The sequence below is a fragment of the Streptomyces griseus subsp. griseus genome (assembly GCF_000720255.1).
Classification (GTDB): domain Bacteria; phylum Actinomycetota; class Actinomycetes; order Streptomycetales; family Streptomycetaceae; genus Streptomyces; species Streptomyces griseus_I.
This window is the reverse complement of the sequence record NZ_JOJE01000040.1, coordinates 42,342-65,013: the sequence shown is the minus strand read 5'-3', so window position 1 is coordinate 65,013 and position 22,672 is coordinate 42,342. Positions and strand designations below refer to the sequence as shown.

At 69.7% G+C, this 22,672-nt stretch carries 27 protein-coding genes and 3 pseudogenes; 11 read left to right on the top strand and 19 right to left on the bottom strand.

Annotated features, from left to right (window positions below; genetic code table 11):
- A partial coding sequence (locus tag IG99_RS35750; RefSeq protein ID WP_037681665.1) for a rhamnogalacturonan lyase family protein occupies window positions 1-854 on the top strand: 854 nt, incomplete at its 5' end.
- 523 nt (window positions 855-1,377) lie between these two features.
- On the top strand, window positions 1,378-1,923 hold the full coding sequence (locus IG99_RS35745; RefSeq protein ID WP_037681709.1) for an MOSC domain-containing protein: 546 nt from the start codon (window positions 1,378-1,380) through the stop codon (window positions 1,921-1,923).
- A 12-nt stretch (window positions 1,924-1,935) separates the two neighbouring features.
- Here IG99_RS35745 and IG99_RS52415 read toward each other — a convergent pair whose 3' ends face one another.
- The 6 genes from IG99_RS52415 to IG99_RS35720 form a co-directional block, all read right to left on the bottom strand.
- The gene (locus IG99_RS52415) at window positions 1,936-2,562 is read right to left on the bottom strand and encodes a transposase (protein ID WP_267882588.1); all 627 of its coding nucleotides are present in this window, start codon (window positions 2,560-2,562) and stop codon (window positions 1,936-1,938) included.
- Entirely contained in the window at window positions 2,480-2,791 is a 312-nt protein-coding gene (locus IG99_RS52140) for a transposase (protein ID WP_394298062.1), read from the bottom strand. Before IG99_RS52140 ends, IG99_RS52415 begins: the two co-directional genes overlap by 83 nt.
- Window positions 2,792-2,840: 49 nt before the next feature.
- Entirely contained in the window at window positions 2,841-3,446 is a 606-nt protein-coding gene (locus IG99_RS35735; protein ID WP_037681663.1) for a dihydrofolate reductase family protein, read from the bottom strand.
- Window positions 3,447-3,992: 546 nt separating this feature from the next.
- Window positions 3,993-4,382 (bottom strand): hypothetical protein, encoded by a 390-nt coding sequence (locus IG99_RS35730; protein ID WP_234312067.1) that lies wholly within the window; start codon window positions 4,380-4,382, stop codon window positions 3,993-3,995.
- A 239-nt stretch (window positions 4,383-4,621) separates the two neighbouring features.
- Entirely contained in the window at window positions 4,622-4,873 is a 252-nt protein-coding gene (locus tag IG99_RS35725) for a hypothetical protein (protein ID WP_037681661.1), read from the bottom strand.
- A 380-nt stretch (window positions 4,874-5,253) separates the two neighbouring features.
- The gene (locus tag IG99_RS35720; RefSeq protein ID WP_199815677.1) at window positions 5,254-6,114 is read right to left on the bottom strand and encodes an SGNH/GDSL hydrolase family protein; all 861 of its coding nucleotides are present in this window, start codon (window positions 6,112-6,114) and stop codon (window positions 5,254-5,256) included.
- Between the two features lie 139 nt (window positions 6,115-6,253).
- Between IG99_RS35720 and IG99_RS46505 the strand changes: the two are divergent.
- Window positions 6,254-6,493: pseudogene (locus IG99_RS46505) on the top strand (IS5/IS1182 family transposase); the annotation flags it as partial.
- A 144-nt stretch (window positions 6,494-6,637) separates the two neighbouring features.
- On the opposite strand, the gene IG99_RS35715 reads toward IG99_RS46505, so the two are convergent.
- Entirely contained in the window at window positions 6,638-7,399 is a 762-nt protein-coding gene (locus IG99_RS35715; RefSeq protein ID WP_037681659.1) for a ZIP family metal transporter, read from the bottom strand.
- 157 nt (window positions 7,400-7,556) lie between these two features.
- On the opposite strand from IG99_RS35715, the gene IG99_RS35710 reads away from it, so the two are divergent.
- Window positions 7,557-8,933 (top strand): M1 family metallopeptidase, encoded by a 1,377-nt coding sequence (locus IG99_RS35710; RefSeq protein WP_037681658.1) that lies wholly within the window; start codon window positions 7,557-7,559, stop codon window positions 8,931-8,933.
- A gap of 21 nt (window positions 8,934-8,954) precedes the next feature.
- Here IG99_RS35710 and IG99_RS35705 read toward each other — a convergent pair whose 3' ends face one another.
- Both IG99_RS35705 and IG99_RS52135 read right to left on the bottom strand, forming a co-directional pair.
- Window positions 8,955-9,446: a flavin reductase family protein gene (locus IG99_RS35705; RefSeq protein WP_051866291.1), complete on the bottom strand. Its 492-nt coding sequence runs from the start codon at window positions 9,444-9,446 to the stop codon at window positions 8,955-8,957.
- 2 nt (window positions 9,447-9,448) lie between these two features.
- Window positions 9,449-9,673: an FAD-dependent monooxygenase gene (locus IG99_RS52135; protein WP_394298061.1), complete on the bottom strand. Its 225-nt coding sequence runs from the start codon at window positions 9,671-9,673 to the stop codon at window positions 9,449-9,451.
- 266 nt (window positions 9,674-9,939) lie between these two features.
- On the opposite strand from IG99_RS52135, the gene IG99_RS35700 reads away from it, so the two are divergent.
- The 3 genes from IG99_RS35700 to IG99_RS35690 are packed head-to-tail and all read left to right on the top strand — an operon-like array spanning window position 9,940 to window position 12,501.
- Window positions 9,940-10,407: a ribosomal maturation YjgA family protein gene (locus IG99_RS35700; protein ID WP_063768372.1), complete on the top strand. Its 468-nt coding sequence runs from the start codon at window positions 9,940-9,942 to the stop codon at window positions 10,405-10,407.
- A 25-nt stretch (window positions 10,408-10,432) separates the two neighbouring features.
- A complete protein-coding gene (locus tag IG99_RS35695) occupies window positions 10,433-11,698 on the top strand; it encodes a glycosyltransferase family 4 protein (RefSeq protein ID WP_037681655.1) in 1,266 nt (421 codons plus the stop codon).
- Window positions 11,695-12,501: a hypothetical protein gene (locus IG99_RS35690; RefSeq protein ID WP_051866285.1), complete on the top strand. Its 807-nt coding sequence runs from the start codon at window positions 11,695-11,697 to the stop codon at window positions 12,499-12,501. Before IG99_RS35695 ends, IG99_RS35690 begins: the two co-directional genes overlap by 4 nt.
- A gap of 65 nt (window positions 12,502-12,566) precedes the next feature.
- On the opposite strand, the gene IG99_RS35685 is transcribed toward IG99_RS35690, so the two are convergent.
- Both IG99_RS35685 and IG99_RS35680 read right to left on the bottom strand, forming a co-directional pair.
- On the bottom strand, window positions 12,567-15,011 hold the full coding sequence (locus IG99_RS35685) for an LAETG motif-containing sortase-dependent surface protein (protein WP_051866283.1): 2,445 nt from the start codon (window positions 15,009-15,011) through the stop codon (window positions 12,567-12,569).
- Between the two features lie 168 nt (window positions 15,012-15,179).
- A complete protein-coding gene (locus IG99_RS35680) occupies window positions 15,180-15,905 on the bottom strand; it encodes a DUF6333 family protein (protein ID WP_037681654.1) in 726 nt (241 codons plus the stop codon).
- Between the two features lie 132 nt (window positions 15,906-16,037).
- Between IG99_RS35680 and IG99_RS35675 the strand changes: the two genes are divergently transcribed.
- A complete protein-coding gene (locus IG99_RS35675) occupies window positions 16,038-16,712 on the top strand; it encodes an expansin EXLX1 family cellulose-binding protein (RefSeq protein WP_051866281.1) in 675 nt (224 codons plus the stop codon).
- 21 nt (window positions 16,713-16,733) lie between these two features.
- On the opposite strand, the gene IG99_RS51515 is transcribed toward IG99_RS35675, so the two are convergent.
- The 4 genes from IG99_RS51515 to IG99_RS35665 all read right to left on the bottom strand — a co-directional run bounded on the left by IG99_RS51515 (window position 16,734) and on the right by IG99_RS35665 (window position 17,955).
- Window positions 16,734-16,838 (bottom strand): response regulator transcription factor, encoded by a 105-nt coding sequence (locus tag IG99_RS51515; RefSeq protein WP_199815676.1) that lies wholly within the window; start codon window positions 16,836-16,838, stop codon window positions 16,734-16,736.
- A gap of 82 nt (window positions 16,839-16,920) precedes the next feature.
- Window positions 16,921-17,046 (bottom strand): hypothetical protein, encoded by a 126-nt coding sequence (locus tag IG99_RS51510; RefSeq protein WP_267882587.1) that lies wholly within the window; start codon window positions 17,044-17,046, stop codon window positions 16,921-16,923.
- A 70-nt stretch (window positions 17,047-17,116) separates the two neighbouring features.
- Window positions 17,117-17,407: a zinc-ribbon domain-containing protein gene (locus IG99_RS35670; RefSeq protein WP_037681653.1), complete on the bottom strand. Its 291-nt coding sequence runs from the start codon at window positions 17,405-17,407 to the stop codon at window positions 17,117-17,119.
- A gap of 182 nt (window positions 17,408-17,589) precedes the next feature.
- Window positions 17,590-17,955 (bottom strand): STAS domain-containing protein, encoded by a 366-nt coding sequence (locus IG99_RS35665; protein ID WP_037681652.1) that lies wholly within the window; start codon window positions 17,953-17,955, stop codon window positions 17,590-17,592.
- Window positions 17,956-18,144: 189 nt separating this feature from the next.
- Here IG99_RS35665 and IG99_RS35660 point away from each other — a divergent pair, with 189 nt between their 5' ends.
- Window positions 18,145-18,558, top strand: coding sequence for an ATP-binding protein (locus IG99_RS35660; RefSeq protein WP_037681691.1), 414 nt, complete (start codon window positions 18,145-18,147; stop codon window positions 18,556-18,558).
- An 86-nt stretch (window positions 18,559-18,644) separates the two neighbouring features.
- Window positions 18,645-18,869 carry a hypothetical protein gene (locus IG99_RS35655; protein WP_037681650.1) on the top strand — a complete coding sequence of 75 codons (225 nt, stop codon included), beginning with the start codon at window positions 18,645-18,647 and terminating at the stop codon, window positions 18,867-18,869.
- 32 nt (window positions 18,870-18,901) lie between these two features.
- Here IG99_RS35655 and IG99_RS35650 read toward each other — a convergent pair.
- Window positions 18,902-20,211: pseudogene (locus tag IG99_RS35650) on the bottom strand (phytase).
- Between the two features lie 194 nt (window positions 20,212-20,405).
- Complete coding sequence (locus IG99_RS35645; protein ID WP_051866278.1) at window positions 20,406-20,957, bottom strand: hypothetical protein; 552 nt, start codon at window positions 20,955-20,957, stop codon at window positions 20,406-20,408.
- 276 nt (window positions 20,958-21,233) lie between these two features.
- On the opposite strand from IG99_RS35645, the pseudogene IG99_RS52410 reads away from it, so the two are divergent.
- Window positions 21,234-21,611 (top strand): annotated as a pseudogene (locus tag IG99_RS52410) (SCO2400 family protein); the annotation flags it as partial.
- Window positions 21,612-21,826: 215 nt separating this feature from the next.
- Here IG99_RS52410 and IG99_RS35635 read toward each other — a convergent pair.
- Window positions 21,827-22,183: a hypothetical protein gene (locus IG99_RS35635; RefSeq protein WP_037681645.1), complete on the bottom strand. Its 357-nt coding sequence runs from the start codon at window positions 22,181-22,183 to the stop codon at window positions 21,827-21,829.
- 47 nt (window positions 22,184-22,230) lie between these two features.
- Window positions 22,231-22,647, bottom strand: coding sequence for a zinc-binding dehydrogenase (locus IG99_RS35630; RefSeq protein WP_267882589.1), 417 nt, complete (start codon window positions 22,645-22,647; stop codon window positions 22,231-22,233).
- Window positions 22,648-22,672: the final 25 nt, after the last annotated feature.

The window sequence follows — 22,672 nt, the reverse complement described above, 5'->3', positions numbered from 1 at the left end:
GTGGCGGTGCCTTCACCCGCCGCTGGACCTTCGACACCAACTCCTCCGCCAACTCCGGCAAGGGCTACGACGGTCAGGGCAACCACAGCCTTTCCGTCGCGGACGTCGACAACGACGGCAAGGACGAGATCGTCTACGGCGCGATGACGGTCGACGACAACGGCTCCGGCCTGTGGACCACGAGGATGGGCCACGGCGACGCGGGCCACCTCGGGGACCTCAACCCCTCGCGTGCGGGCCTGGAGTACTTCAAGGTCTCCGAGGACTCCAGCAAGCCCGGTTCCTGGATGGCCGACGCCCGCACCGGCCAGATCCTGTGGCGAACGGCTTCCGGTTCCGACAACGGCCGCGGCGTCGCCGCCGACATCTACGCCGGCAGCGCGGGCGCGGAAGCATGGTCGGCTTCCGACACGACCCTGCGCTCGGTGACCGGTGCCTTGGTGGGCCGCGAGCCGTCGAGCATCAACTTCCTGTCGTGGTGGGACGGCGACACCGTCCGCGAACTCCTCGACGGCACCCGTGTCGACAAGTACGGCACCTCCGGCGACACCCGCCTGCTGACCGGCTCCGGCGTCTCGTCCAACAACGGCACCAAGGCGACACCGGCGCTGTCCGGCGACATCCTCGGCGACTGGCGCGAGGAGGTCGTCTGGCGCACCAGCGACAACCGCGCTCTGCGCATCTACAGCACTGCGCACCAGACCAACACGCGCATCCCCACACTGCTCCACGATTCCCAGTACCGCACCGCGCTCGCCTGGCAGAACACCGCCTACAACCAGCCGCCGCACCCGAGCTTCTTCATAGGCGGCAACATGCCCACCCCGCCGCGTCCCAGCGTCTACACACCCTGAACCCGGCGGGGCCTGGTCGGCAGCCCTGGGCTCGGCGGCGGGACGGTGGGTGACCGGGTCCGGAGCTCGTGCCCCTCTGGCCGCAAGCGTACGGGCCGCCGCACTGGCACTGGGCGGCCCGATCCGCCGTTGCGCACATTGACCGCCCTGGCGGCTGCAAGCGCCTTCGCCGTGTGGGCCGGGGCTGGCATGCGGTGACGGCGCCTGCCCGATGCCCACCTGGCCTTCGGCCGGTAAGCCGCCCCCAGGGCTTTGGCCTCGCGATGCTCCGCGTGGGGAAGGTAATCGTTCGCTCTCCCCGATGCCATCTGGGCCCCTCTGCCGCACCCGGCCGAGGGCCTCTATGCCCCAGCCGGTTCTATGAGCTGTCTCCTTGGTGTTCAGTGACAGGACGGTGCCGGTCGGGTGCCGGACCTGACGCATCCGCCCGATGAGTTCCGCTCACTGCATGCCTCCCTCACAAGGCTGGTTGCACCACCTATATGATCGACCGGCCGCAGAACGACAATAGGTGGAGGGCGTGATGCCTGGTCAGGTCGCCGCAGTGAGCCGTAACGAGGTGTACTCGTTCAGCAAGCCCAATCGCGATTCCATCACGTTGCTCGCGGGGCTCGGCGTGGAAGGAGACGTTCACGCAGGTGAGACGATCCGCCACCAGTTCCGCATGACCTACGAACCGGACCTGCCCAACCTGCGCCAGGTCCACCTGATGCACGAGGAACTCTTCGACGAACTCGCGCTCAAGGGCTTCAAGGTCTCTGCGGGCCAGCTCGGCGAGAACATCACCACGCGCGGGGTGGACCTGTTGGGCCTGCCCACCGGCGCTCTGCTCCATCTCGGGGAGCAGGCGGTGCTCGAGGTGACAGGACTGCGCAACCCGTGCTCGAAGATCAACGACTTCCGCAAGGGGCTGCTCGGTGAGGTCTTCGCCATGGACCCCTTGTCCGGCGAGTTCATCTTCAAGTGTGGCGTCATGGCTGTGGTCCGCCGTGGAGGGACCGTCCGCCCCGACGATGCCATCCGGGTCGAGCCCCCGCCCCTCCCCCACCGCCCGCTGGAACGGGTCTAGCTCTTTCCGCGGTCATCGGCGTGCCCAGATGAGGATGGCGGCGAAGTGGAGTGCGGCCTGGTAGGCGATCGCGAGCTTGTCTGTTCGCGTGGCCAGGCCTCGCCACTGCTTGAGGCGGTTGATGGACCGTTCGACGGTGTTGCGCTGCTTGTAAGCCTCGGCATCGAAGCCGGGTGGGCGGCCGCCTCGGCGGCCCCGCCGGCGGCGGTGGCCGATCTGGTCGGAGGGCTGCGGGATGACCGCGCGGATGCCCCGGTGCCGGAGGTAGTTGCGAATGGCGCGGGAGGAGTACGCGCAGTCGGCCAGGACAGCCAGGGGCCGGGTGCGTGGCCTGCCCACACCGCTTCGGGCCTTGATTTGCAGCGCGTAGGCCAGGCCCCGTTCCTCCAGAGCATGACGCAAGCCGGCATTCGCGCCGTAGCCGGTGTCCGCGACCAGCACCGCCGGCCGTGATCGCAGGGCGGCGAGTTCGTCGATCATCTCCAGCGCGAGCTGCCACTTGGGCCGGTGATGCCCGCCCTCAGAGGTTCGGCAGCGGGCCCGCCGGCCCACCGCATCAGGTCCGTCCCAGCTGCGGTGCACAGCCAGCCGCCACGACAGCGGACACGACGCGGTGTCCGAGGCGGCATGGACGCTCACACCGATCTGGCAGTTGCCGACCTTGCCCAGCGTGCCGGAATCTGCCGGGCCACCGAGGGCGAGGACACGCCGTCCTGGGAAAGCTGGTGTCGTCCACCACCCACACCTGCGGGCGCACCACTGTCACCGCCCGGCGGGCCAGCCGTGCCCTAACCGCTTCGACCTGCCAGGTCGAGGTCGTCAGGAACTGCTGCAGCTGCTGGTGATCCACCCCGAGGCGGCCGGCCATCGGCTGCATCGACTTCCGGCGCGCGTCCAGTAGCGGGCCGCGCAGATAGCTAGTAGCTGTCGTAGCTGGGCCTACCGTTCGGCCGGTAGACGCCGACGATCGTGCCACTCTTCGTCGTCGAGACGGTGACCGGCTCCAGCGCAGTGGGGATCGCTCCGTCGGCGAACAGCCGCTTGCCAGTGCCGATGATCACGGGGTGAATGGTCAGCCGATACTCGTCGACGAGGCCGTGCCGCATGAGAGTCTGGGCCAGGTCGCCGCTGCCGACGACGTTGATGTTGCCGCCGTCGGACACCTTCAGCTTGCGTACGGCATCGACGATGTCGCCCTCCAGCAGCGTGGAGTTCTGCCACTGGACGGAATGCAGGGTCCGAGACGCCACGTACTTGTGCATGCTGTTCATCCGATCGGTGAACGGGTTTCCGGGATCGGCGGTCGGCCAGTACGACGCGAAGATCTCGTACGTCTTGCGGCCGAGCAGCATCGCGTCGGAGTGCTCGTACCAACCGGCGATGGCCGAGCCGACCTCGTCGTCGGACACCGGTTTCTGCCAGCCGCCGTACTCAAAGCCGCTCTCAGCGTCCTCGTCCGGACCGCCCGGCGCCTGCATGACGCCGTCCAGCGTCAGGAACGTGCAAACAATGATCTCGCGCATGGTGCGCTCCTTTCGTCGACGGGTAGACCGCACGACAGCCCAAAACTCATCGGCGGAGTTCGGAAGTGGATCAAGTCGTAGTGGCGGGTTCGACGATGTGCCGGGCTGTGCCAGCGGAATCAGCATCTGGTGGAGAGCCGCGCCGGGCGGTGTGCTGCACGCCGGCCGCGGTCACCTGCCTTGGCGGCAAGGTCGTCATACGGAGGGTCGACAGCAAGTAGCCCGTGGGTGCGACGTCTGCCTCGTCCCACCAGTCGGTCCAGCGCCAAAGACACGGGAACCCGCGCCACCACCTCACCGACGTCACCCTCAACGACATCAGACACCCCGTGGAGCAGACAGAACGGGCGCGCCACGGCACTCTGACCGCCGCCTCACATCTCCGACGGTGGCAGGACGCGCCCCGCAGCGTGGGTCCCGACCATGGTCGGGACCCACGCTCCGAGCTGTACATCCGGGCAATCAGGCGCCGCTCCGTCCGGTCAGCGGGACCGGACCCTCCCCTTCTTCACCGTCCGGAAAGGCAACGCCCGACACCCGTAAGAGTCATGCGCGTCCTTGCGGCACTTCCTGAAGGGCGGCCGCCCGATGCTCCCGCCCATCGGACGCGAGCGGCTCCGCCGTGCGCCCCTCCAGTTCCCGCTGCCTGGCGGCCAGGGCCCTCGCCAGCATCTTCGCCCGGTAGGGGTTCGATGAACCGAGGGCCCTCGTCAACTCCACGGCCTCGTCCAACAGGGCCAACCGCCGCTCAGGCAATTCCCGCACCAGGGGCGATGCGCTTGCCTCCACCAGGACGTACGCCAGCTTCGACCCGTAGACCTCCGGCTCCACCTGAGTCAGAAGGCGGTAGATCCACAGCCCCTCGGCACCGCGCACCACCCGCCGGTTGGCACTGAGCAGCCTGACCCTCGCCAGCACCACCATGTCCTGATCCATCGATCCCCCTTCGTCGCGCCACCCCCGGCCGGTGCATGTCACACGGCGAGACAGCACGGCTAACGCGCCGACAGCCGAGAACGGCTGCCGACACGCTGGCCGGTGAGTGGATGACGATGAGTCTGGCGCGCGACTACAGCTGCCACAAGGTCGAACGGACGTGCGCTGCGTCCTACCGAAACCACCTCCGAACAGGCATGATGGATCTGACACTCACGCAAGGCCCGTCTGCCACCCACTCACTTGGACGCGACCACGGCATCCTGGGCAGGATCAGACGCCCTCCGGAGCACGCTGAGTGCAGTTCGAGTCCTCCCGAACAGGCGGATAAGCGGCCGTGCGGCGGGCTGGTCCAGGGCCGCGACGGCGATGCGGGAGTTGTACGCGGTCAGCCAGCCGTTGGTGTGGTCGCCCTCCTCCGCGGTACCGGTTTTGGCGCCGACGCCCGACAGGCCACCCAGCCGGGGTGCGGCAGTGCCGCTGCCGGCCACACGGAGCATCATCGACTGCGGACGCCATGAACAGCGGCGTGGCGGACGCGGCCCCGGCGGTGGCGTTCGAGGACCTGCGCGATGCGCATCCAGCTGATGGCCCTCGACCGCGACCCGCGCGTGACCGGGCCGGCGCGACGGTCGGTACGGATGCTGTGGCGCCATCGCCGCGGACAGGTCCGCTCCTGAGTACCGCCGCTCTTCGCCCGCTGTTGCAGAAGCCCTCCGCCTGCGCACCGCTCCCACTATGACAGCGCGTGCGCAGCGTGCGTCCGCCTCATTCCGTCAGCAGCGCCCAGTGAGTGACTTCGCACTTGCGGTGTTCTCCCGGGGACGACTGTCGCGTCGTCGACGCCGGGCTTTAAGGATCACGACCATCCTCATTCTGCGGACGTAGCGCGGACCGCCGCGGCGAGGGCATCTCCGATGGCTCGCGCCCCCGCCGCGTTGGGGTGCAGAGGCGCGGCTGCACGCGTGGGGACGATGCCCTCGATGTAGCGGTCGGCCGGGGCGGCGCAGATATCGTGCCCGGTACTCAGGGTGTAGGTGTCGACAAAGGCGGCGCCGCGCTCTTCGGCCGCCTGCTTCAGTACGGCGCTGAGGTGGTTGACCGCGCTTTGGACGTAGTTGGCGTCCTGCTTCCAGAAGGGCTGGTCGGGATAGCAGCCGTCGTCGCGGAGGTAGTTGCCGTAACCGACGGCGAAGACCTCGGCATGGGGCGCCCGGCGAGCAATCTCGTGCAGGACGGAGGTGAAGGCTGGGGCCCAGGCGTCGATGCGGGCCTTGACCTTGTCGGTGCCGTCGGCGGTGTTCTCTTCCGCGCAGCTGGTGCCGTGCGGCTGGGGCAGGAGGTTGACGCAGCGCAGGGCTTCGCTGAAGAGGCTGGTGTCGTTACCGCCGATGGTGATGCTGACGATATCGGTGTCCGGCGTGAGTGCGTCGTACTGGGGTGCGGTCCCCGGGTGCTGAGGAGTGCTCAGATGGTCGACGGTGGCGGCGGAGCAGCTGACGTCGGTGAGGCTCGCGCCGAGGGTCTTGGCCGCCATGTGCGGATAGCCGGACAAGGAGCGCAGGCACATGGGGTCGGCCGGGTCCACGGGCGGCACCAGCGGTGCGGCCGCGAAGGAATCGCCGAGCGCGACATACCGCAATGGCTCATCCGCGGACACGACCGGTGCTGTGACCGACACCGCACCGGCAGACAGCAGAGTGGCCAGGGCTGTGCCCAGGGCTGTCTTCAAGGACGCCTCCAACAGGGACATACGGAAAGTACTTTTTGCCTGCTATGAGCATGTCCGAGCTGGCGTGTCTGCGCACGGCGGTCGGCGCAGAAAGGCGCCAAGAAGCGGGCCCCGGCTGCCCCACCAGCCATCTCACACGCGGGGCCATGTTCCCCGTCCCCTCTGCGTGGTCCCTTGTCTCGGCAGTGCCGCTGTCCTGGCGGACCGCGCTCACTCTTCCCGCGCGATCCGTGGGCATCTGCGTCGGCGGGGCTTCCGTGCCGTGATTCCGCAGCCCGCTGACCAGGTCGGTCACCGCCTGCGGCCTGGTCGTGCCGGAGGTTGCCCGCCCGGCTTTGATGTTGAGGCATACAAGCAGAGCAACCCCGTGGAGCGATGCACCTCGCCGGCATCCCATCTGGACCCGACGATGCCCGAGGAGCCAGAACCTATGACAGTGGCTGTCCGCCGAGGCCCGTCCGTCGGACACCACGAGGCGAGAAACAGTCCCTCCGTCGCCTCGACGGCGGACACCATCATTGCGTCAGGCGTGGGACAGCGCGAAGGAGACCAGGAAGCCGCTGACTGTGACCAGCCCGATCGCCAGGTGGGCCTCCTGAAACGCCTCGGGGATCATCGTGTCGGCGATCATGGCCAGGATCGCGCCGGCGGCCACCGCCGTGACCGCGGCGATCACGGCCGCCGAAAAGCCCCCGACCACGGCATAGCCGAGGACCGCGGAGACAGTGCTCGCGGCGGCTATGGCTCCCCATACGCCGAAGACGTAACCCTTGCCGCGTCCGGCCTTCTTCATCCCGGCCGAACTGGACAGGCCTTCGGGGATGTTGCTGATGAACACCGCTGCCACGGTGACAGCGCTGACGGCGCCGCCGTTGAGCAGGCTCACGCCGATCACCGCCGACTCGGGAATCCCGTCGAGCAGCGCGCCCAGCGCCAGTGCCAGGCCCGAACCGTTTTGCTCCTCCTCGGACGGCTGGGCCTGCCCGGAGTGGTGGCCGGATCGCTTGCGATGACGGGCTCCGCGGCGCGCCAGCCACAGGTTGCCTACCGTGTAGGCCGCCGCCCCGGCCAGTGTTCCCACGGCTGCCGGACCCAGCCCTGCCTGTTCATACGATTCGCCGATCAGCTCGAAGGAGACGGCCGACAAGAGCACGCCCGCGCCGAAGGCCATCACCAAGGCGATCACCTTCTGCGGCACGCGCAGCCCGTAGCCGAGCACTGCTCCCAGCACCAGGGCGGAGCCTGCCACCAATCCCCAACCGCCTGCCTCAACCACCTCTGACATGCTGCCCCGTATACCCAGGCGAGCGGTGATGACCCAAGGCAGGCTGCGACCACAATCCAGCTGCATCAAGTACGCCACGCCGACGGCATCGCCGACTGTCTGGAGAGCCTGCGCACGCGGGGGGCGAGGCGTAGGGGGTGTGAGAGGATCCGTAGCTATGCCGTCGTTACCTGCAGGGTGGTCAAAGGTCGTGCGTAGGTCGCTTGTTGGCCTTCTCGCGCTTGCCGTGGTCTCAGGGGCTTCCACCGCCGGCGCGGCGCCGCCTTCGGACGCCGCGACGCCCGACGCGCTGAGGTACGACGTCTCGCTGCGCGCCGATGCCGACGGCTCGCACTGGAAGGGGCGGCAGCGGGTCTCGTTGCGGAACGCCTCGCCCCGGCCATTGCGTGAGGTGTATCTGCGGCTGTGGGGCAATGGCGAGGACGGCTGCGGGACATCTGCCGCGCCGGCGCCGGTCACCGTCTCCCAGGTGCGCGGCGGGCGCCCTGGGTCTCTCAGCGTGGGCTGCACGGCGCTGCGTATCGCCCTGGCTGCGCCACTCGCGCGTGGAGAGCGCGCCACCATTTCCTTCGACGTGTCGCTCACCGTGCCCACGCGCAACGCCCGCTTCGGTCGCGAGGGCGCCTTTCGCTTCCTGGGCAACGCGTTGCCCGTCCTCGCCGTCCATGACGCGAAGGGCTGGCACCTCGATCCGTACGCGTCGCCCGGCGAAAGCTTCTACTCCCTGAGCAGTGACTTCCGGGTGCGGCTGGATCACCCCAGCGCCCTCGTCGTTCCCGCGACCGGCCGCACGTGGACCGGGCCCGGCCGTGCGGGGCGGACCCTCACCCACAGCATCGCTCGCCACGTGCGCGATTTCGCCTGGGCCGCGGGTCCCTTCCGCACCGCTGTCGACACCACACCGCGTGGCGTGCGGGTGAAGGCGTACTGGGCTCCCGACACGTCCGCCGCGGGCGTGCGCCTCACCCGCGCCGACGCGGCCGCCGCCATCGACCGGTTCAGCGACGACTACGGCCGCTACCCGTACGGTGAGATCGACCTCGTCATGACCAGGAACTTCGGCGGCGGCATGGAGTACCCCGGACTGGTCCTCCTCGGTACCACCGACGAAGGCAGTGCCGTCGTCCATGAGATCGCCCATCAGTGGTGGTACGGCATCGTCGGGAACGATCAGTACGGGGCGCCCTGGCTGGACGAGAGCTTCGCCCAGTACGCCAACGCCCGTTTCTACCGCTGGGACATGGAGGACTGCTGGTCGCCCGACGACTGGTCCGATCCCCACGCGGCACTCACCAACTCCATGGCGTACTGGACCCGGCACCGCGGTGAATACCACCTCATCTACACCGCCGGCCCCTGCGCCCTCGCCCGTCTCGAAACCACCATCGGTACCCCCGCCATGGCTCGCCTGCTCAAGCGGTACGCCCGCGACCACTGGTACGGCGTCTCCACCACCGCCGACTTCAAGAGGGCCGCCCAGAACGCCACGAGCAAGGACCTCACCCGGTTCTGGCAGGAACACCGCATCCGCTGAACGCGCCGCGTTCCCGGTCCGTCAGTCCACCGGGTGGCCAGGGTCGATGGTGAGGGCGTCGGACAGACGCAGGAGCGCTCCCCCGCCGCCCTGCTCCCGCTCGCCGCACTGCACCGGGTCCAGGATGAAGCCCACGTGGTCGCCCGCGTCGGTCCGTTGCACCACCCTGCCGACGAACCACGCGGCCGCCTCGTCCAGGACGACTGCCCCGCCGTGTTCCTCTCTCCAGCCGGTACGCGCGAACTTGTCCACCTGGTCGCCGCTGACGCCACCGAACAGAGCAGCGAGGCCGAACTGCCGGGGCGTCAGCACGTGGACCGTGAGGAAGTCGGCCGCACACGCCACCGCGAACGTGCGGTTCACCTTCGACAGCCACACCACGAAGCGGAACGGGCGCATGGAACACTGCGAAGCGAACCCGACGAGGCAGCCCGCCCGCTCGGCACCCGCCCTGGCCGTCACCAGGCACATGTCCGGATTCAGCCGGCCCGTGAAAACGTCCATCTCCGGCATGTTCATGGTCCTCCCGCCATGCCGTACCTCCCTGTGCTCCGGGCAACCCGGACGCCGTCACCGACCCCGTCACCCTTTCCCCGGCACGCGCGAGGCATACCCGGCCGCGGTGTGACCCGGCGCGGTGCGTACGGCATGCGGGTCGGCGGTCGGTCAACGAGTCGGTGGCGCACGCCGTGCCGGCGCAGTTCGGCGGCCACGCTCAGACCGGTCGGGCCGGCGCCCACGATCCGTAGGTCGGCTGTCGGGCCTGCGGGGCGCGTCAGGTCTGTGGCACGGGGGGCCTCCGGTGCCGACCGCGCCAGGACCAGTCCCGTTCTGGTCCGTGCTGCCCTGCCCGACCTCACCTGGTTCGTCCTGGCCGGCCTGTCCCTCCATAGTCACCTGGAGCCGCACTGGCTGCGAGCCGGGCCGGCGGGCCTTCGCCCGTGGGTCCGCCACGGTGTCGCGGGAAGGTCGGCGCACCGTGGTGGAAGTGCGGCAGTATGCGACTGTGCCTATCGTCTTCGCAGTTCGTGAGCGTGCCGCCGCCGATCCAGTACGGACCCGTCTCGCGGCGGGCGGGGCCGCGGTCGTGGTCGTCGGGGCCGGCCTCGCCCTGCGGAGTGTGGCGACCGGGAGTGTGGCCAAGTACGGCGGGGACGCGTTGTACACCTTGCTGCTGGTCGCACTGGTCGTTGTGGTGGCGCCGCGGGTCACGCCACGGGTGGCCGCCGTGAGCGCCTTGGTCTTGAGCTGGGGGGTGGAGTTCCTGCAGCTGAGTGACGTGCCGGCGGAGCTGTCCCGGCGCAGTGCCGTCGCCCGGCTCGTGCTGGGGTCCACCTTCAACCCGCCCGACCTCTTCTGGTACGTGGTCGGAGCGGCGGTGGGGTGGCTCGTACACACCGTGTCGGTGCGCAGCCTGTCGGTGCGCGGCCGGCGTCGGAGATCGCTACGAAGTGGTAACGAACCACAACTGTAGGGAACTTGACGACGTCTAAACCGCCATGAAGATTTCTTTCCTTATTCATAACGCGTACGGGATTGGAGGCACCATCACCACCACCTTCAACTTGGCCCACGCACTGGCCGAGCGGCACGAGGTGGAGGTCGTGTCCGTCCTGCGGCACCGGGAGCACCCGAACCTGACGCTGGACCCTCGGGTGTCACTGCGGCCGCTGGTGGACCTCAGACAGGACAAGGAACACGCCTTACACCTCAGACCGGCGAAGGTGTTCCCTTCCGCGGAGTACCGGTACCGGCAGTACAGCGAATTGACGGACCAGCGGATCGGCGAGTGGATCGCCGCGACCGACGCCGACGTGGTGATCGGTACCCGGCCGGGTCTCAACGTGCACCTCGCGCTCCAGGCTCCGCCGCACGTCGTGCGTATCGGGCAGGAGCACCTGACCCTCGACAACCATCCGCCACGGCTGCGCACCGTGCTGCGCCGGGCCTACCGCCGGCTCGACGTGCTCACCACGGTGACCGAGGCGGACGCAGCCGCCTACCGGCGCAAGATGCTGCTGCCCGGCGTACGGGTGGAGGCCCTTCCGAACAGTGTGCCGGATCCGGTGCTGCCGGCCGCGGACGGCAGCGCGAAGGTGGTCGTCGCGGCGGGCCGGCTGGTACCGGTGAAGCGCTACGACCTGCTCATAGAGGCCTTCGCCGCGGTCGCGGCCGAACATCCGGACTGGCAGCTGCGCATCTACGGCAAGGGCGAGGAACGCGACCGGCTGCGGAAGCTGATAGGGGACCTCAAGCTGTGGAACAACGTCTTCCTGATGGGTGCGGCGACGCCCATGGAGGCGGAGTGGGTCAAGGGCTCGATCGGTGCGGCCGCCTCCAACTTCGAGCCGTTCGGCATGACGATCGTCGAGGCGATGCGCTGCGGGCTGCCGGTGGTGAGCACCGACTGTCCCTACGGGCCCGGTGAGATCATCAAGGACGGGGTCGACGGGCGGCTGGTGCCCGTGGGTGACCCAGACGCGTTCGGCGCGGCCCTGCTGGAACTGGTCCGGGACGACGAGCGGCGCCGTCGGATGCGCGGGGCGGCCCTGGAGAACGCGCGTCGGTTCGCGCCCGGCCCGGTGGTCGAGCAGGCCGAGCGTCTGCTGTCCGAAGCGGTCGTGGCGAGAAGGGCGGGGCGGGCCGTCGTACAGGATCGCACCGGTGTGCACCGTGTGCTGGTCAGCCAGGGTTTCGCCGCCCGGGACGCGGCGTTCGCCGCTGCGGGCAACGCGCGGCGCTTGGTGCGGAAGGGGCAGCGGTGAGCGCGGAGCAGGCGGTGCAGCCGCGCGTGGGGTGCGTGGTCGAGACGGGGGGTCGGATCGTCTTCGACCTGGTGTCGAAGTCGGCCGAGGGACGGCAGTTGTTGCTGCGGCTGCGGCCGAAGAAGGGGCAACCCGAGAAGGTTGTCCACGTCCTCGACCTGGAGCCGGCCGACGACGGTGGCCGTCAGGCCGTCCTGGATCCGAACACCGTTCTCGTCGAGGGCCGCTGGGACGTCTACTTGGTGCGGGAGCCGGAGGCCGAACGGCAGCGGTTGCGTCCGGGGCTGCGGGACCTGCGGGCCCTCGTCGACGGGCACCGTCGGGACTGGGAGGCGCCGCTGGCCGTCCGGGTGCCGTACGCCACGGCCGACGGTTACCTCGCGGTGCGGTCCTGGCTGCGCCCCGCCCACGCCGAGGTGGACGGCGTCACCATCACGGACCGGTCGACGACGGTCGGCGCGCGCCTGCACGGTGCCTCGCTGGAGGCGGGAGCCGCGGTGTGCCTGCGTCTTCGGAGTGGCGACGGTCTTGTACGGGAGGTGGAGCCGCGGGTCGAGGAGGATGGCCGGAGCTTCTCCTTCACGGTTGATCACGGGGAACTGGCGGGCGGACACGGCGTGTGGGACGTGTTCGTACGGCCCGCCGCACAGGCACCTCTCGTGCGGGTCGCCCGTCTGCTCGACGACGTGGCGGGCCGCCAGGAGGTGTTCGTCTATCCGACGACGACGGTGAACGGGGTCGGCGTGCGGCCCTGTTACACCGCGGACAACGACCTTTCCGTCGAGGTGAAGAAGGCGGGCTGACGCGTGAGGGCCCCGCCCTCGGATGAGGGTGGGGCCCTGGGCCGTGGCGTCGGTGTCCGCTGGGGTTACTCGATGGCGGAGCGGCGGCGGCGCATCCACCACACCAGGCCCGCGCCGGCGACGACCACGGCGGCGGCGACGCCCGTGATCAGGCCGACAGGGGTGTCGGAGCCGGTGTGGGCGAGGTCCCCGTCAGGGTCTTCCGGGGTCGCGGTGGGTACCGGCGTGTTACCGCCGGAGTGAGTGGCCGACGGCTGGGGTGTCGGGGTCGCGCTGTGGGTGGGCTGATCGGTCGGCGCCGGGGACGTCGGCGTGGGGGTCGGCTCGGTGCCGCCCCCGCCTCCGCTGGTGTCGCCGGAGGAGTCACCTCCGAGGTAGAGGGTGTCGGTGTCCCGGTAGGAGGTGTCGTCCGACTTCATGGACGTCTGGGTGGTCGTGTCCAGGGTGCGGTTGTCGAGGGTGAACTCCACGCGGCTGATGTTCCGCTTGGGCTGCTTGGAGAAGTCGACGCCGCCGACGATGTACACCTGGACGCCGTGGTCGGTGTCGATCTGGTAGGTGAACTCGCCCTCGGTGTAGATCTTCCGGTACCGCTTGAAGAGTTCGTTCTTGTCCCAGTTCTGGTTGGGGGCGCGCAGCGGCCACCGCTTCACGTCGTTGCTGTCGATGATCGACCGGAAGTCGGTCGCCTTCTTCGCGTCCTGCTGCCGGATCCACTCCGCGGCGACGCGGGAGGTGTAGACGCGGCGCAGGTCGGCGTACTGCGGGGCCGTGTTGATGGTCTTCTCGACCTCGGGCACGATCATCGAGTCGACGACCCGCTGCGCGGCCTTGATCTCCTCCTCGTTCGGGTCGCAGATCGGCTCGCCCGGGCCCTGGGTGACGGTCTTCTGCGCGGTCGACTTCAGCGCGAGCGGGGCGTCCAGGATGTAGATGCCGCCGTCCTGTTCACGCACCTTGGCGGGCTTGGGCTCGATCCAGTTCCGCAGGCCGGGCATGCAGGGGTAGCCGTTGTGCTTGGGCAGGGCCGCCCAATAGCGCTTGCCGAGGTCGGTCTTGGGGTCCATGGCCTGGTAGAAGTCGTGCTTCATCTGGAGGTCGGCTTCCAGCAGGACCCGGCCGGCGTCGGTGGAGGCGAACTTGGAGTCCATGACGCGGTCGGGCTCGTCCGGGTTCAGGTTGACCCAGAACTTCTCCGGCGTCAGCGCCAGCCAGGTGAACAGCGCGTCGGAGGCGAGCTGCATCTTCGCCTGGCCGCCGTAGCCCGGGTTCTCGTCCGGGTCGGGCATCTGGTCGGCCTTCATGGAGTACTGCATGCCCTTGCCCTTGGCGAGGCCGCCGACGTAGCGCAGTTCGAGGGTGGTGAAGTCGACGCCGCCCGGGCCGCCGCGCGGGAGCGTGCCGCGGGTGTCGAGCCGGCGGGCCTCGGCCTGGATCTGCTTGGCCTCGTTCAGGGTGCGGCCCGACCCGTTGACACGGTCGTTGAGGGGTCCGCGGGTGCCGCAGTTGCTCGCGGCCGCCAGCGGTGCCTGTCCGGCCGGTCCGCCCTGGCAGCCGGGCGCGAACCAGGTGTCGTAGCGGGAGTAGCCACGGATCGGCTTGGTCTGCGGGATGGCGTTGTACTGGCGCTGGAAGCCGCGGACCTGGTTCGTCTTGCCCGGCCGCATCCGCTCGACCTCGCGGTTGAACGCGTCGATCTTGTCGCGCTGGCCCTTGGTGAAGTTCTTCGCGCCGGTGTAGCGGAAGGTGTGGTCGGACAGGGATTTCGCGACGATCCGGTCCTGGGCGAGCTGCTTGTTGGTCAGCGTGCTGTTGGACTTGAACTCGTTGAATTCCTTGGTGCGCTGGTTGTACGCGTCGTACTTGCGCCACCCGATCCGCTTGCCGTTCTCGTCGAAGATGTCGACGTAGACCTCGCACAGCCAGTCAGGACCGACGAGCTGGAAGTCCTTGACGAGCCGACCCTCGAAGGAGGAGCCCTTGTTGAGGTTGATCTCGTTGCGGATGTAGATCTTGTCGAACCAGCGCTCGAAGCTCTGCGAACGCTGCTTGGACAGGTAGCGTGCGTAGATCTCCATCGTCTTGTCGGCGGGGTTCCCCGACGCCTTGGCCTGGGCCTCCCAGGCGTCGACGTTCTTCTCCGGATCCGGGTCCTTGGACAGCGCCTTCGTCTTCTCCGCCGCGGTCGGCGCCTTCAGTGCGTCGAACGCCTTGCCCGGGAGCGGGTAGTTGAAGTTCTTCGGGTCGCCGTTCCACTTGTCGAAGTTGGCCCCCGGGCTGGTGGGGAAGCCAGAGTTGACCGGAGTCCTGTCGTAGGTCTTGCCGAGGTGCTTCGTGTCGCACCGCTTTCCGGTCCCCGGCCTGAGCTTGGCCGAGGTGGGGACGGCGGACGCGTCGTCGACCGGGATGCCCGGCAGTCCGGTGAGGGTTACTGCCCCGGCCAGACCCAGTGCGGCCGCGAAGCGGGCTACCAGCCGCCACCGCTTCGGTATGTGCAGCGATCTGTTCAAGATGCTCTGTCTTCCCTCGTCGTGGGGGCGTTGAGGGGTGATGGGGCGGCGCATGAGGCCCCCGTGACGTGAGCGCCGCCCGCACTCACCCTAGACCGCCACGCCGACGGATAAGAAGGAGATAAGGCTGTGTTGGTGCGTCAACTTGTGCAGATTGAGGGGAAGTTGTCAGTCGCCCGGGATGAACAGCCTCTCCATGCGGCGGGTGTGGGTCTGCGTGTGCCGGACCCGGAAGACGCTCACCTCGGGCTGGGACCAGGGCCATGGATCGGCCGACCCGAGGGCCAGGGAGACGAAGGGGGCCCACTCGACTTCTTCGGGGTCGGCGTCCAGGTCGACGTCGATGTCCTGCAGTGTCCGGTCCGTGATGCCGAGTGCGGCGGCCACCGCGTGCGGGTCGCCGGTCAGTTCGCAAGGGCCGATTCCGGGCCAGCCGGAGGCATGGAACATGGCGCCGTCCGGGAGCCACACGATGTCCTCGGTGTGGGACTCGCCGCGGTCGAAATCCACCCGGCCGACGATCCGCGCGTCCGGATACCGCTCCCGCAGCCGGCCCACCTCGTACAGCAGCGGCGTGTCGTCGCCGCTGTCGGCCAGTGCCGGGTCACTGATTCCCAGCACGTTCCCCCATGCACCGGCCAGGATCACGTCGAGATCCGTCCGCTCAGCGGGATACGGCACCTCGTTCGCGGCCCTGACGCCCAGGTCCTCGTAGACCTCCTCGACCGTGCCGAAGGTCCGGGCGAACTCGCGCGCTCGGGCTGGGGCGTTGGCCGGCAGGTTGTGGACGTCCACGTCGAAGGGGGGCTGGAGGACCGTGATGTCGCATTGGCCCATCCCGCCGTGCACCATGCGATCGGGCGGCGCGGTCCAGTAGTCGGTGATGTCGCTCATGCCGCACACCGTAGGGGCTGAGTGTGACGTGTCGGTGTTTCCGTGGCTGTAATTGCACTTTCAATTGATCTTTCAACGCTGCCAGGATCACACCGCTCGAGCGCGTCCCCACCGTCCTCGAAAGGCATCCCCATGCGCGGCAGACCCCTCGCTCTCCTCGTCGGCGCCACGGCCTTGTTGTGCGCGACCACCGCACCGGCGTACGCCGGCGTCCAGCCGGGCACCACCTACTCCGGGGAGGGCACCTTCTACGGCGCGACCGGCGTGGGGAACTGCCTCTACGACGCCACCACCGACATCGGCATCGCGGCGCTGAACCACGCCGACTACGAGAACGCGCGGATGTGCGGGGCGTACCTCCAAGTCACGGGGCCCCGGGGCGAGATCACCGTGAAGATCGTCGACCGCTGCCCCGAGTGCAGGCCCGGGGACATCGACCTCGGGGAGCGTGCCTTCGCCCGTATCGCCGACCCGGTGGCGGGGCGGGTGCCGATCACCTGGAAGCTGGTGAGCCCGGACATCGGCGGGCCCGTCGCGTATCGCTACAAGGAGGGTTCCTCGCAATGGTGGTGCGGTATCCAGGTCCGCAACCACCGCAACCCGGTCGCCACCCTGGAGGTCCGCACCGGCTCGACGTGGCGCCAACTGCCGCGCTACGAGTACAACTACTTCGTCTCGGAGAACGGAGCCGGCTGCGGCTCCGACATCCGCGTCACCGACATCTACGGCCAGACGCTGACCGACACGGGCATCGCCGTCCGGCCGAACGTCGACCAGGCCGGCCGGGCGCAGTTCAGCAAGCGCTGAACCGGCAACGGGGTCTGGCCCTCATGTGTCGCCCAGACCTGTCTGACGGGCTCGGACGATGGCCTCCGCCCTGGTGGCCGTCTGGAGTTCGGCGAGGATGTCGGACAGGTGGTTGCGGATCGTCATGGGCTGAGGACGAGGCGCCGGAGATCGTCAGGTTGTCCAAGCCCCTGACCACCAGGTCGAGGATGTCGGAGTCCTCGTACGGTCACAGCGGCCCTGCCGTGACGAACACGGCGAGGCCGCCGAGGGCGGTGGCGATGCCTCCCGAGGCCCACCCGCGGCCCTCCCTGGCCGCTTGCGGGCCGAAGGTGCCGTTGTGCGGGGCAACCATGGCGCGCCCGGTGTCCCGGGCGCATGGGACCGGCGTCCCGATCCGTCGGGCGGGACCGGCCCCGGCCTCCTCAGGACTGGTAGGGCTGCTGCTGGGGCTGCCCGTACTGCTGACCGCCGTGGGGGTTCGCGGCCTGCGCCAGCAGCTGGTCCGCCTGCTCCTTGGTCACCTTCTGCTCCGCGCCGCAGAAGGTGCACTGCGTCGCGTACTTTGTGGAGACGGGGAACAGCGGCACGAAGAAGAGGGTGAACTTCGTGACGCGCTTCCTGAGGGTGTGCGCAGCGGGATTGCCGCAGTGGCCGCACAGCAGCGTGAGTATCGCGAGCTGGTACAGGTATCCCCTGGTGCCAAAGATGATCATGATGGTCCCTCCTGGTTCATCGCCCGCGGGCACGGTGCCGGCCGGTCGCGACATGCGGTCTCGGAGCACAGTGTCGTGCACCCCGCCGCGTCCGTCACACGGCGGGGTGCCCCACGTCTCAGCGGCCGCGACGCCGACGCGGGCGGGCCAGGAACGGGTAGGGGGCGCGGTACGTGGCGCTGTCAGTTCTTCAGGGCCTGCTGAAGGTCCGGGTAGCAGGGAATGACGGCGTCGACCCCCACCAGTTGCAGGATGCGCAGCACCGGGTTGCGGGGCCCGGCCAGGCGCAGCCATCCCTCGGCGGCCTGGGCGGCCTGGTGGGCGGCGATCAGGGTGTTGACGCCGGTGGAGTCCATGAAGGTGACTCCGCTGAGGTCGACCACCAGCCGCGCGGTGCCCGCGCCCTCGGGCGGGAGCAGGGCCTGGTGGAAGCTGACTCTGGTCGTGTGGTCGATCTCGCCGTGCGGTGTGACGACATCGATGCCGTCGACCACGGAATGAGCGATCGACAGCCGCTGCGGGACGGCTGGTTCCTGGGTTTCTGCCACGGTATCCCCAAAGGCGTCGGTCAGGGGCGGCCACGGACCGGGACAGGTTACCCCTGGAGATCCTTCGAGGGGAGACCGCCTCCTTTCGAGTACGACACAGGAGTGCGCGGCGGGCCAGGGGGTACACGCGGGCGTGTGCATGAACGTAGGGCGGACTGTATGCAATCGGTGATCAGTGGCGGAGGCCGTATGGCGCCGCAGCGTGGTCGTGTTCACACCACTGTTGCTCTCGAAGACGATTCCTCCTGCATCGCGGAGGCGCGTCACCGCGCGGCCGACTTCCTCGCCCGGGCGCAGGGCGAGTACGGCGTGCCGGTGACCGCCCGGGCGATGGACACCACCCGGCTCGTGGTCAGCGAGCTGGTCACCAACGCCAGAAAGTACGCGCCGGGGCCGGTGCTGCTGGAGCTGCGGATCACCGGCGACGCGGTCGAGGTGGTCGTCTGGGACAGCGAACCCGCGCTGCCCATGGCGCGGGCGGCGGATCCCGGACGGGTGGGGCAGCACGGCCTGGAGATCGTGATGGCCGTCTGCGCGGGATACGAGGTCCAGCGCGAGCCCGTCGGCAAGCGCGTCACCGCCCGTATCACGCTGCTCGACTGACCTGGTGCCGAAGCCTTCCGCCGTCCGGTCGGCGCCGCTCCTGGCGAGACCGGCGTCCTTCACTGCTGTCCGAGGTGTCTGCGACCGTGTCTTCTCCTGACTCCCTGTCCGCCCTGACCGCCGGCGTGTCCACCGGCCTGGTGTTACTGCTGCGCTGGGCCGCCACCCGCAACACCGGCGCTCCCCGGCGGCAGGACGAACAGGAGTCGGCCGCCGCCGTCCCGATGGAACCGGTGCTGCGGCAGGCCGAGGACCATGTGCGGTGCTACTGGGCCCGCGTGCGGCCGCTGTATCCCACGCCGCGCGACTGACAGAGGTTCATCCCGCGCCCGGGACCGACACTTCACGCGTCGGTGGCGTCCAGCACCCGACCGAGGTCGACGAACTTGAAGCCGGTCGCGGTGCGGGGGCCGCCGTCTTCGCCGGGCACGTCGGGGGTGTCCCGGCCGTCCTGGACGACGAGCAGGCCGCGCGGGTAGCGGGCGCCCAGTGGAGCGTTCAGTACGGCGGCCCCGTCGCACTCCTCGACGCCGTCCAGCGTGTCCGACGCGGCGCCGACGCGGAAGCCGCCCTCGTACTCGTTGGCCTCGCGCACTGCACGGTCGTAGCGGGCGAAGGTGTTGTCGCCCTGGCTGGAGGCGAGCAGCAGACCGTCGCCGTCGGGTTCCTGGAGGATGGTCAAGCCCTCGACGTCGGCCGTGAGATGCCTGCCGCCGTAGCCGGGGTCGTCGCCCGGCGTGCACTCCTCGGTCCCCTCGTCGTAGGTGCCGGGGACGCCGTACTCCTTGACCCTGTCCACGAGGACCGGCCTGCCGGTGAGGTCGGCGCGCAGGCGCCAGATGCCGACGTCCTCCTGACCGGCGTAGAGGGTGCCGGTGGCGGGGTCGACGGTCATGCCCTCGACCTGCGGGTGTTCGCCGGGCTCGGCGCAGGGGCTCCAGGCCGTGCCGTCGGGCAGGCGGAAGGCGGAGGGCAGGTCGAGGGTGCGGACGGTGCGGTAGCCGACCGTGCCGCGGGCGGTGGGGAGGAGTTCGAGCAGGGCGAGGCGGGTGCGTTCGCGCCGGCTGACCAGGGCGTAGCCGCGGCCGGTGGCCCGGTCCTTCCAGGTGGCCAGGCCGTACGGGTGCGCTGGCCGTTCATCTCGGCCTGGTCGGCGGAGAAGACCGGGGCCGCGGCCGGGTCGCTGATGTCGGTCAGGGGGCCGCCGGGGCGGGAGGGGTCGATCCGGTAGACGCGGAGGCGGTCGTTGCCGCGGTCGCTGACGACCGCCACGTCGGCCGGGCCTGAGGGTGTGCGCAGGCCTGAGACGAGGTCGACGTTGTTGAAGCGGCCCGGGGCATCGTCCTCGGCCGGCGGCCTCGGGGCGGGTAACGACTGCACCAGGCGGGCGTCGAGGTCGTAGACCCGCAGACCGCCCTCCTTGGCGGTGGCGACGACGAGACTGCGTCCGGGGTCGGCGGCGTTGCGCCAGATCGCGGGGTCGTCGGCGTCGGCGTTGCCGCTGGCCACGTCGTCGTGGAGTGCGGCGGTCTCACGGGCGGCCGTCACCACCGGCAGGTCCGCCGCCTGGGCGGGCGACGTGGCCAGGGCAGTGAGCAGGACGGTGCCCGAAACGAGGAGGGCGGCTCTTCGGGAGGTGCGGGTCGTGGTCACAGGAGCTTCCTTGTCGGATCGCTGAAGAATCACAGCCGGATCACTTGTGCGAACACTGGTGCGATCAGGTGTGAGATCACGACGATCCTGACGGCGGACGGCGGCATCCAGAAGTCCCGCAACCGGCCATGAGCGAAGCGAGCTACCCGGGCAAGAGGTGTCGGACCACGGTGAAGCGTCCGAGGCCGACAGCGTCAGTCCTGGCCGTGCGGCTCATCGGTGGTCCGGTCGAACGTGCGCGTGGTCTGTTGCGCGTGCAGCCGTTCGAGGGTGGCCAACTGACGGTGGGCGCGTTCCAGCAGGGTGTCCAGCTGCCCGGCGTCCAGACGCTCGTCCTCGTCGGCGAGGCGGCGCAGCGCCTCCCACACGGCTGTCTTGCCCGTCACGCCCGTACGCAGCAGCTCAAGCTCGACCAGTGAGGTGAGCGGGGAGCGCTGCAGGAGGCGGCCGTTGGCCTTCAGCCTGCCCGCCTTCTCGGCCAGATGGCTGGCGACGACCTTGTACCGGCGTACCGGGACGTCGAGCCGTCGCATGATCTCCAGCAGTGTCGCCCGGTCCTCGGCGATCTCGTCGGCGAGCGGGCCCAGAGCGGCTCCGAAAGCCGTGTCCTGCTCGGCCTCGGCCAGATACCGGGAGCGGTCCACACCGGCGGTCGCTCCCGCCAGGTGGTCGTTGAGGTAGATGCCGAGCAGGTCGGCGCGCGTGCCCTGTGTGTGCTGCCTGTCCCGGGTTTCCAGCGTGCGCATCGTTCGTCCCCTCGTGGCCTGCGGCCGGCCGGGCGATCGGTCTTCGGCCCGGCCGTCTGACAGGCACCGAGTGACCCGACACGGCTCCACCACACACGTCGGCCATCGAAACGTCCCGCACACACGTCTCAAAGAATCCCCCCATGAGTCTCACCGAGACTGCACACCCCGTTCCGAAACCGTCGTTAGCGTTGCTGGCTGCTCCACTCCGTGTACGAACGTGACGGGGCCGCCTCCTTGGCGGGCCGGCGGCTTGTCAACTCAGGAAGACCGCAGATGGACTACTGCTCGTCGTGCCGTCGGCACCTCAACGGCGCCCTGGTGTGCCCCGGGTGTGGTGCCTACGCCCCGGACATCGCCCCGACCACCGAGGACGGTCACACCGTCCCTGGCCCGGCCACCGTATGCACCACGGCAGCGTGGTCGCCCGGCTCCGAGACCTGGCCGGGCGGTGGACTTCACGAGGACGAGGACGGCGGCCTTCACAACACGGGCACGGACGAGACCCCGTACCCCGAGCAGTCCGGCGGTCTCGCGGCGGTATCGCCGGTGGCGGAGGGTCGGGCGGCTCGGCGTCGCCAGCGGGCCCGATGGAAGAAGAACCAGCGCCGGGCCGTGGTCGCGACCGCGGTCGCCCTCGTCGGAGGGGGCCTGACGCTGGGCACGATGGACCGGCACTCCTCGAACCAGGCCGAGGCGGCCAGCGCGCCCGACATCGCGGGTCCGGGCGAGGAGGACCAGTCGCCGCAGGGCACCAGCCTCCCGACAGCGGCACACCCCGACGCACACCGCTCCTCCCCCACTCCACCCGCGCCCGCGGTGCCCCGTCAGCGGGCCGCCGCCCCGGCCGGGAACACGCCGTCGAACGTTCAGCCGGACTCCGCCGAACAGCCGCGTTCGGCCGCCAAGCCGGCACCGCAGCCGCAGACCGCTTCCCGGAGCGTCGGCGGGTCGACTTCAAGCGGGTCGACTTCCGGTGGGTCGACTTCGAGCGGGTCGACTTCGAGCGGGTCGGCCTCCGACGACTCCGGCACGGCGTCCACGCCGGCGCCCGCCCCCACCGGCAACGCCAACGGCGGCAGCGACAGCGGTACGAGCAGCAGCGGCAGCAGCACCGGCACTGGCACTGGCACTGGCACTGGCACCAGCTCGGGAACGTCGCAGTCGGGGACCTCGCCGAGCGCGACTTCGCCGTCGGGCGAGATATGCGTGCTCGTGCTCTGCATCGGCTGACGGAGGCAGCGCCACGCTCCTCCGGCCGGGACGCCGTCCGCTATACCCGGCCGATGCGGATCCAGGTCTTCCCGGCGCGTTCCGCCGCGCCGGTGAACGCCTCCTGGGCCCGCTCGAGCGGGAAGCCGGCCTCGACGACGGCTCCGGGGAGGACCTGCGGCAGTTCGGCGATCGCGGTGGTGAAGTCGCCGGGATGGTCGTAGATCATCGACCCGCGGAGCGTCAGCTGGCGGCGGACCACGTCGTCGGTGGTGAGCGGCAGCGGGTCGGGGTTGAGGCCGATGAGAACCACGGTGGCGCCGGGAGCGGCGCGGTCCACGGCCGGGCGCAGGGCCGGTGCGTGGCCCGAGGTCTCGAAGACGTAGGTGAAGCCGGTTCGCCCGTCGTCGGGGGTGGCGCCGAGCCGTTCGGCCCGTTCGAGTCGGAGCGGGTGCGGTTCGGTGACGACCGGCTCGATGCCGAGACGGTACGGGGAGGGTTCC

What these genes read in the sequence shown, in the direction of transcription:
- IG99_RS35745 (WP_037681709.1), top strand. Translation starts at nt 1,378, where the DNA reads ATGCCTGGTCAGGTCGCCGCAGTGAGCCGTAACGAGGTGTACTCGTTC.
- IG99_RS52140 (WP_394298062.1), bottom strand. Translation starts at nt 2,791, where the DNA reads ATGGCCGGCCGCCTCGGGGTGGATCACCAGCAGCTGCAGCAGTTCCTG.
- IG99_RS35735 (WP_037681663.1), bottom strand. Translation starts at nt 3,446, where the DNA reads ATGCGCGAGATCATTGTTTGCACGTTCCTGACGCTGGACGGCGTCATG.
- IG99_RS35730 (WP_234312067.1), bottom strand. Translation starts at nt 4,382, where the DNA reads ATGGATCAGGACATGGTGGTGCTGGCGAGGGTCAGGCTGCTCAGTGCC.
- IG99_RS35715 (WP_037681659.1), bottom strand. Translation starts at nt 7,399, where the DNA reads ATGTCAGAGGTGGTTGAGGCAGGCGGTTGGGGATTGGTGGCAGGCTCC.
- IG99_RS35710 (WP_037681658.1), top strand. Translation starts at nt 7,557, where the DNA reads ATGCCGTCGTTACCTGCAGGGTGGTCAAAGGTCGTGCGTAGGTCGCTT.
- IG99_RS35705 (WP_051866291.1), bottom strand. Translation starts at nt 9,446, where the DNA reads ATGCCGGAGATGGACGTTTTCACGGGCCGGCTGAATCCGGACATGTGC.
- IG99_RS35695 (WP_037681655.1), top strand. Translation starts at nt 10,433, where the DNA reads ATGAAGATTTCTTTCCTTATTCATAACGCGTACGGGATTGGAGGCACC.
- IG99_RS35680 (WP_037681654.1), bottom strand. Translation starts at nt 15,905, where the DNA reads ATGAGCGACATCACCGACTACTGGACCGCGCCGCCCGATCGCATGGTG.
- IG99_RS35675 (WP_051866281.1), top strand. Translation starts at nt 16,038, where the DNA reads ATGCGCGGCAGACCCCTCGCTCTCCTCGTCGGCGCCACGGCCTTGTTG.
- IG99_RS51515 (WP_199815676.1), bottom strand. Translation starts at nt 16,838, where the DNA reads ATGACGATCCGCAACCACCTGTCCGACATCCTCGCCGAACTCCAGACG.
- IG99_RS51510 (WP_267882587.1), bottom strand. Translation starts at nt 17,046, where the DNA reads ATGGTTGCCCCGCACAACGGCACCTTCGGCCCGCAAGCGGCCAGGGAG.
- IG99_RS35670 (WP_037681653.1), bottom strand. Translation starts at nt 17,407, where the DNA reads ATGATCATCTTTGGCACCAGGGGATACCTGTACCAGCTCGCGATACTC.
- IG99_RS35660 (WP_037681691.1), top strand. Translation starts at nt 18,145, where the DNA reads ATGGCGCCGCAGCGTGGTCGTGTTCACACCACTGTTGCTCTCGAAGAC.
- IG99_RS35645 (WP_051866278.1), bottom strand. Translation starts at nt 20,957, where the DNA reads ATGCGCACGCTGGAAACCCGGGACAGGCAGCACACACAGGGCACGCGC.
- IG99_RS35635 (WP_037681645.1), bottom strand. Translation starts at nt 22,183, where the DNA reads ATGCAGAGCACGAGCACGCATATCTCGCCCGACGGCGAAGTCGCGCTC.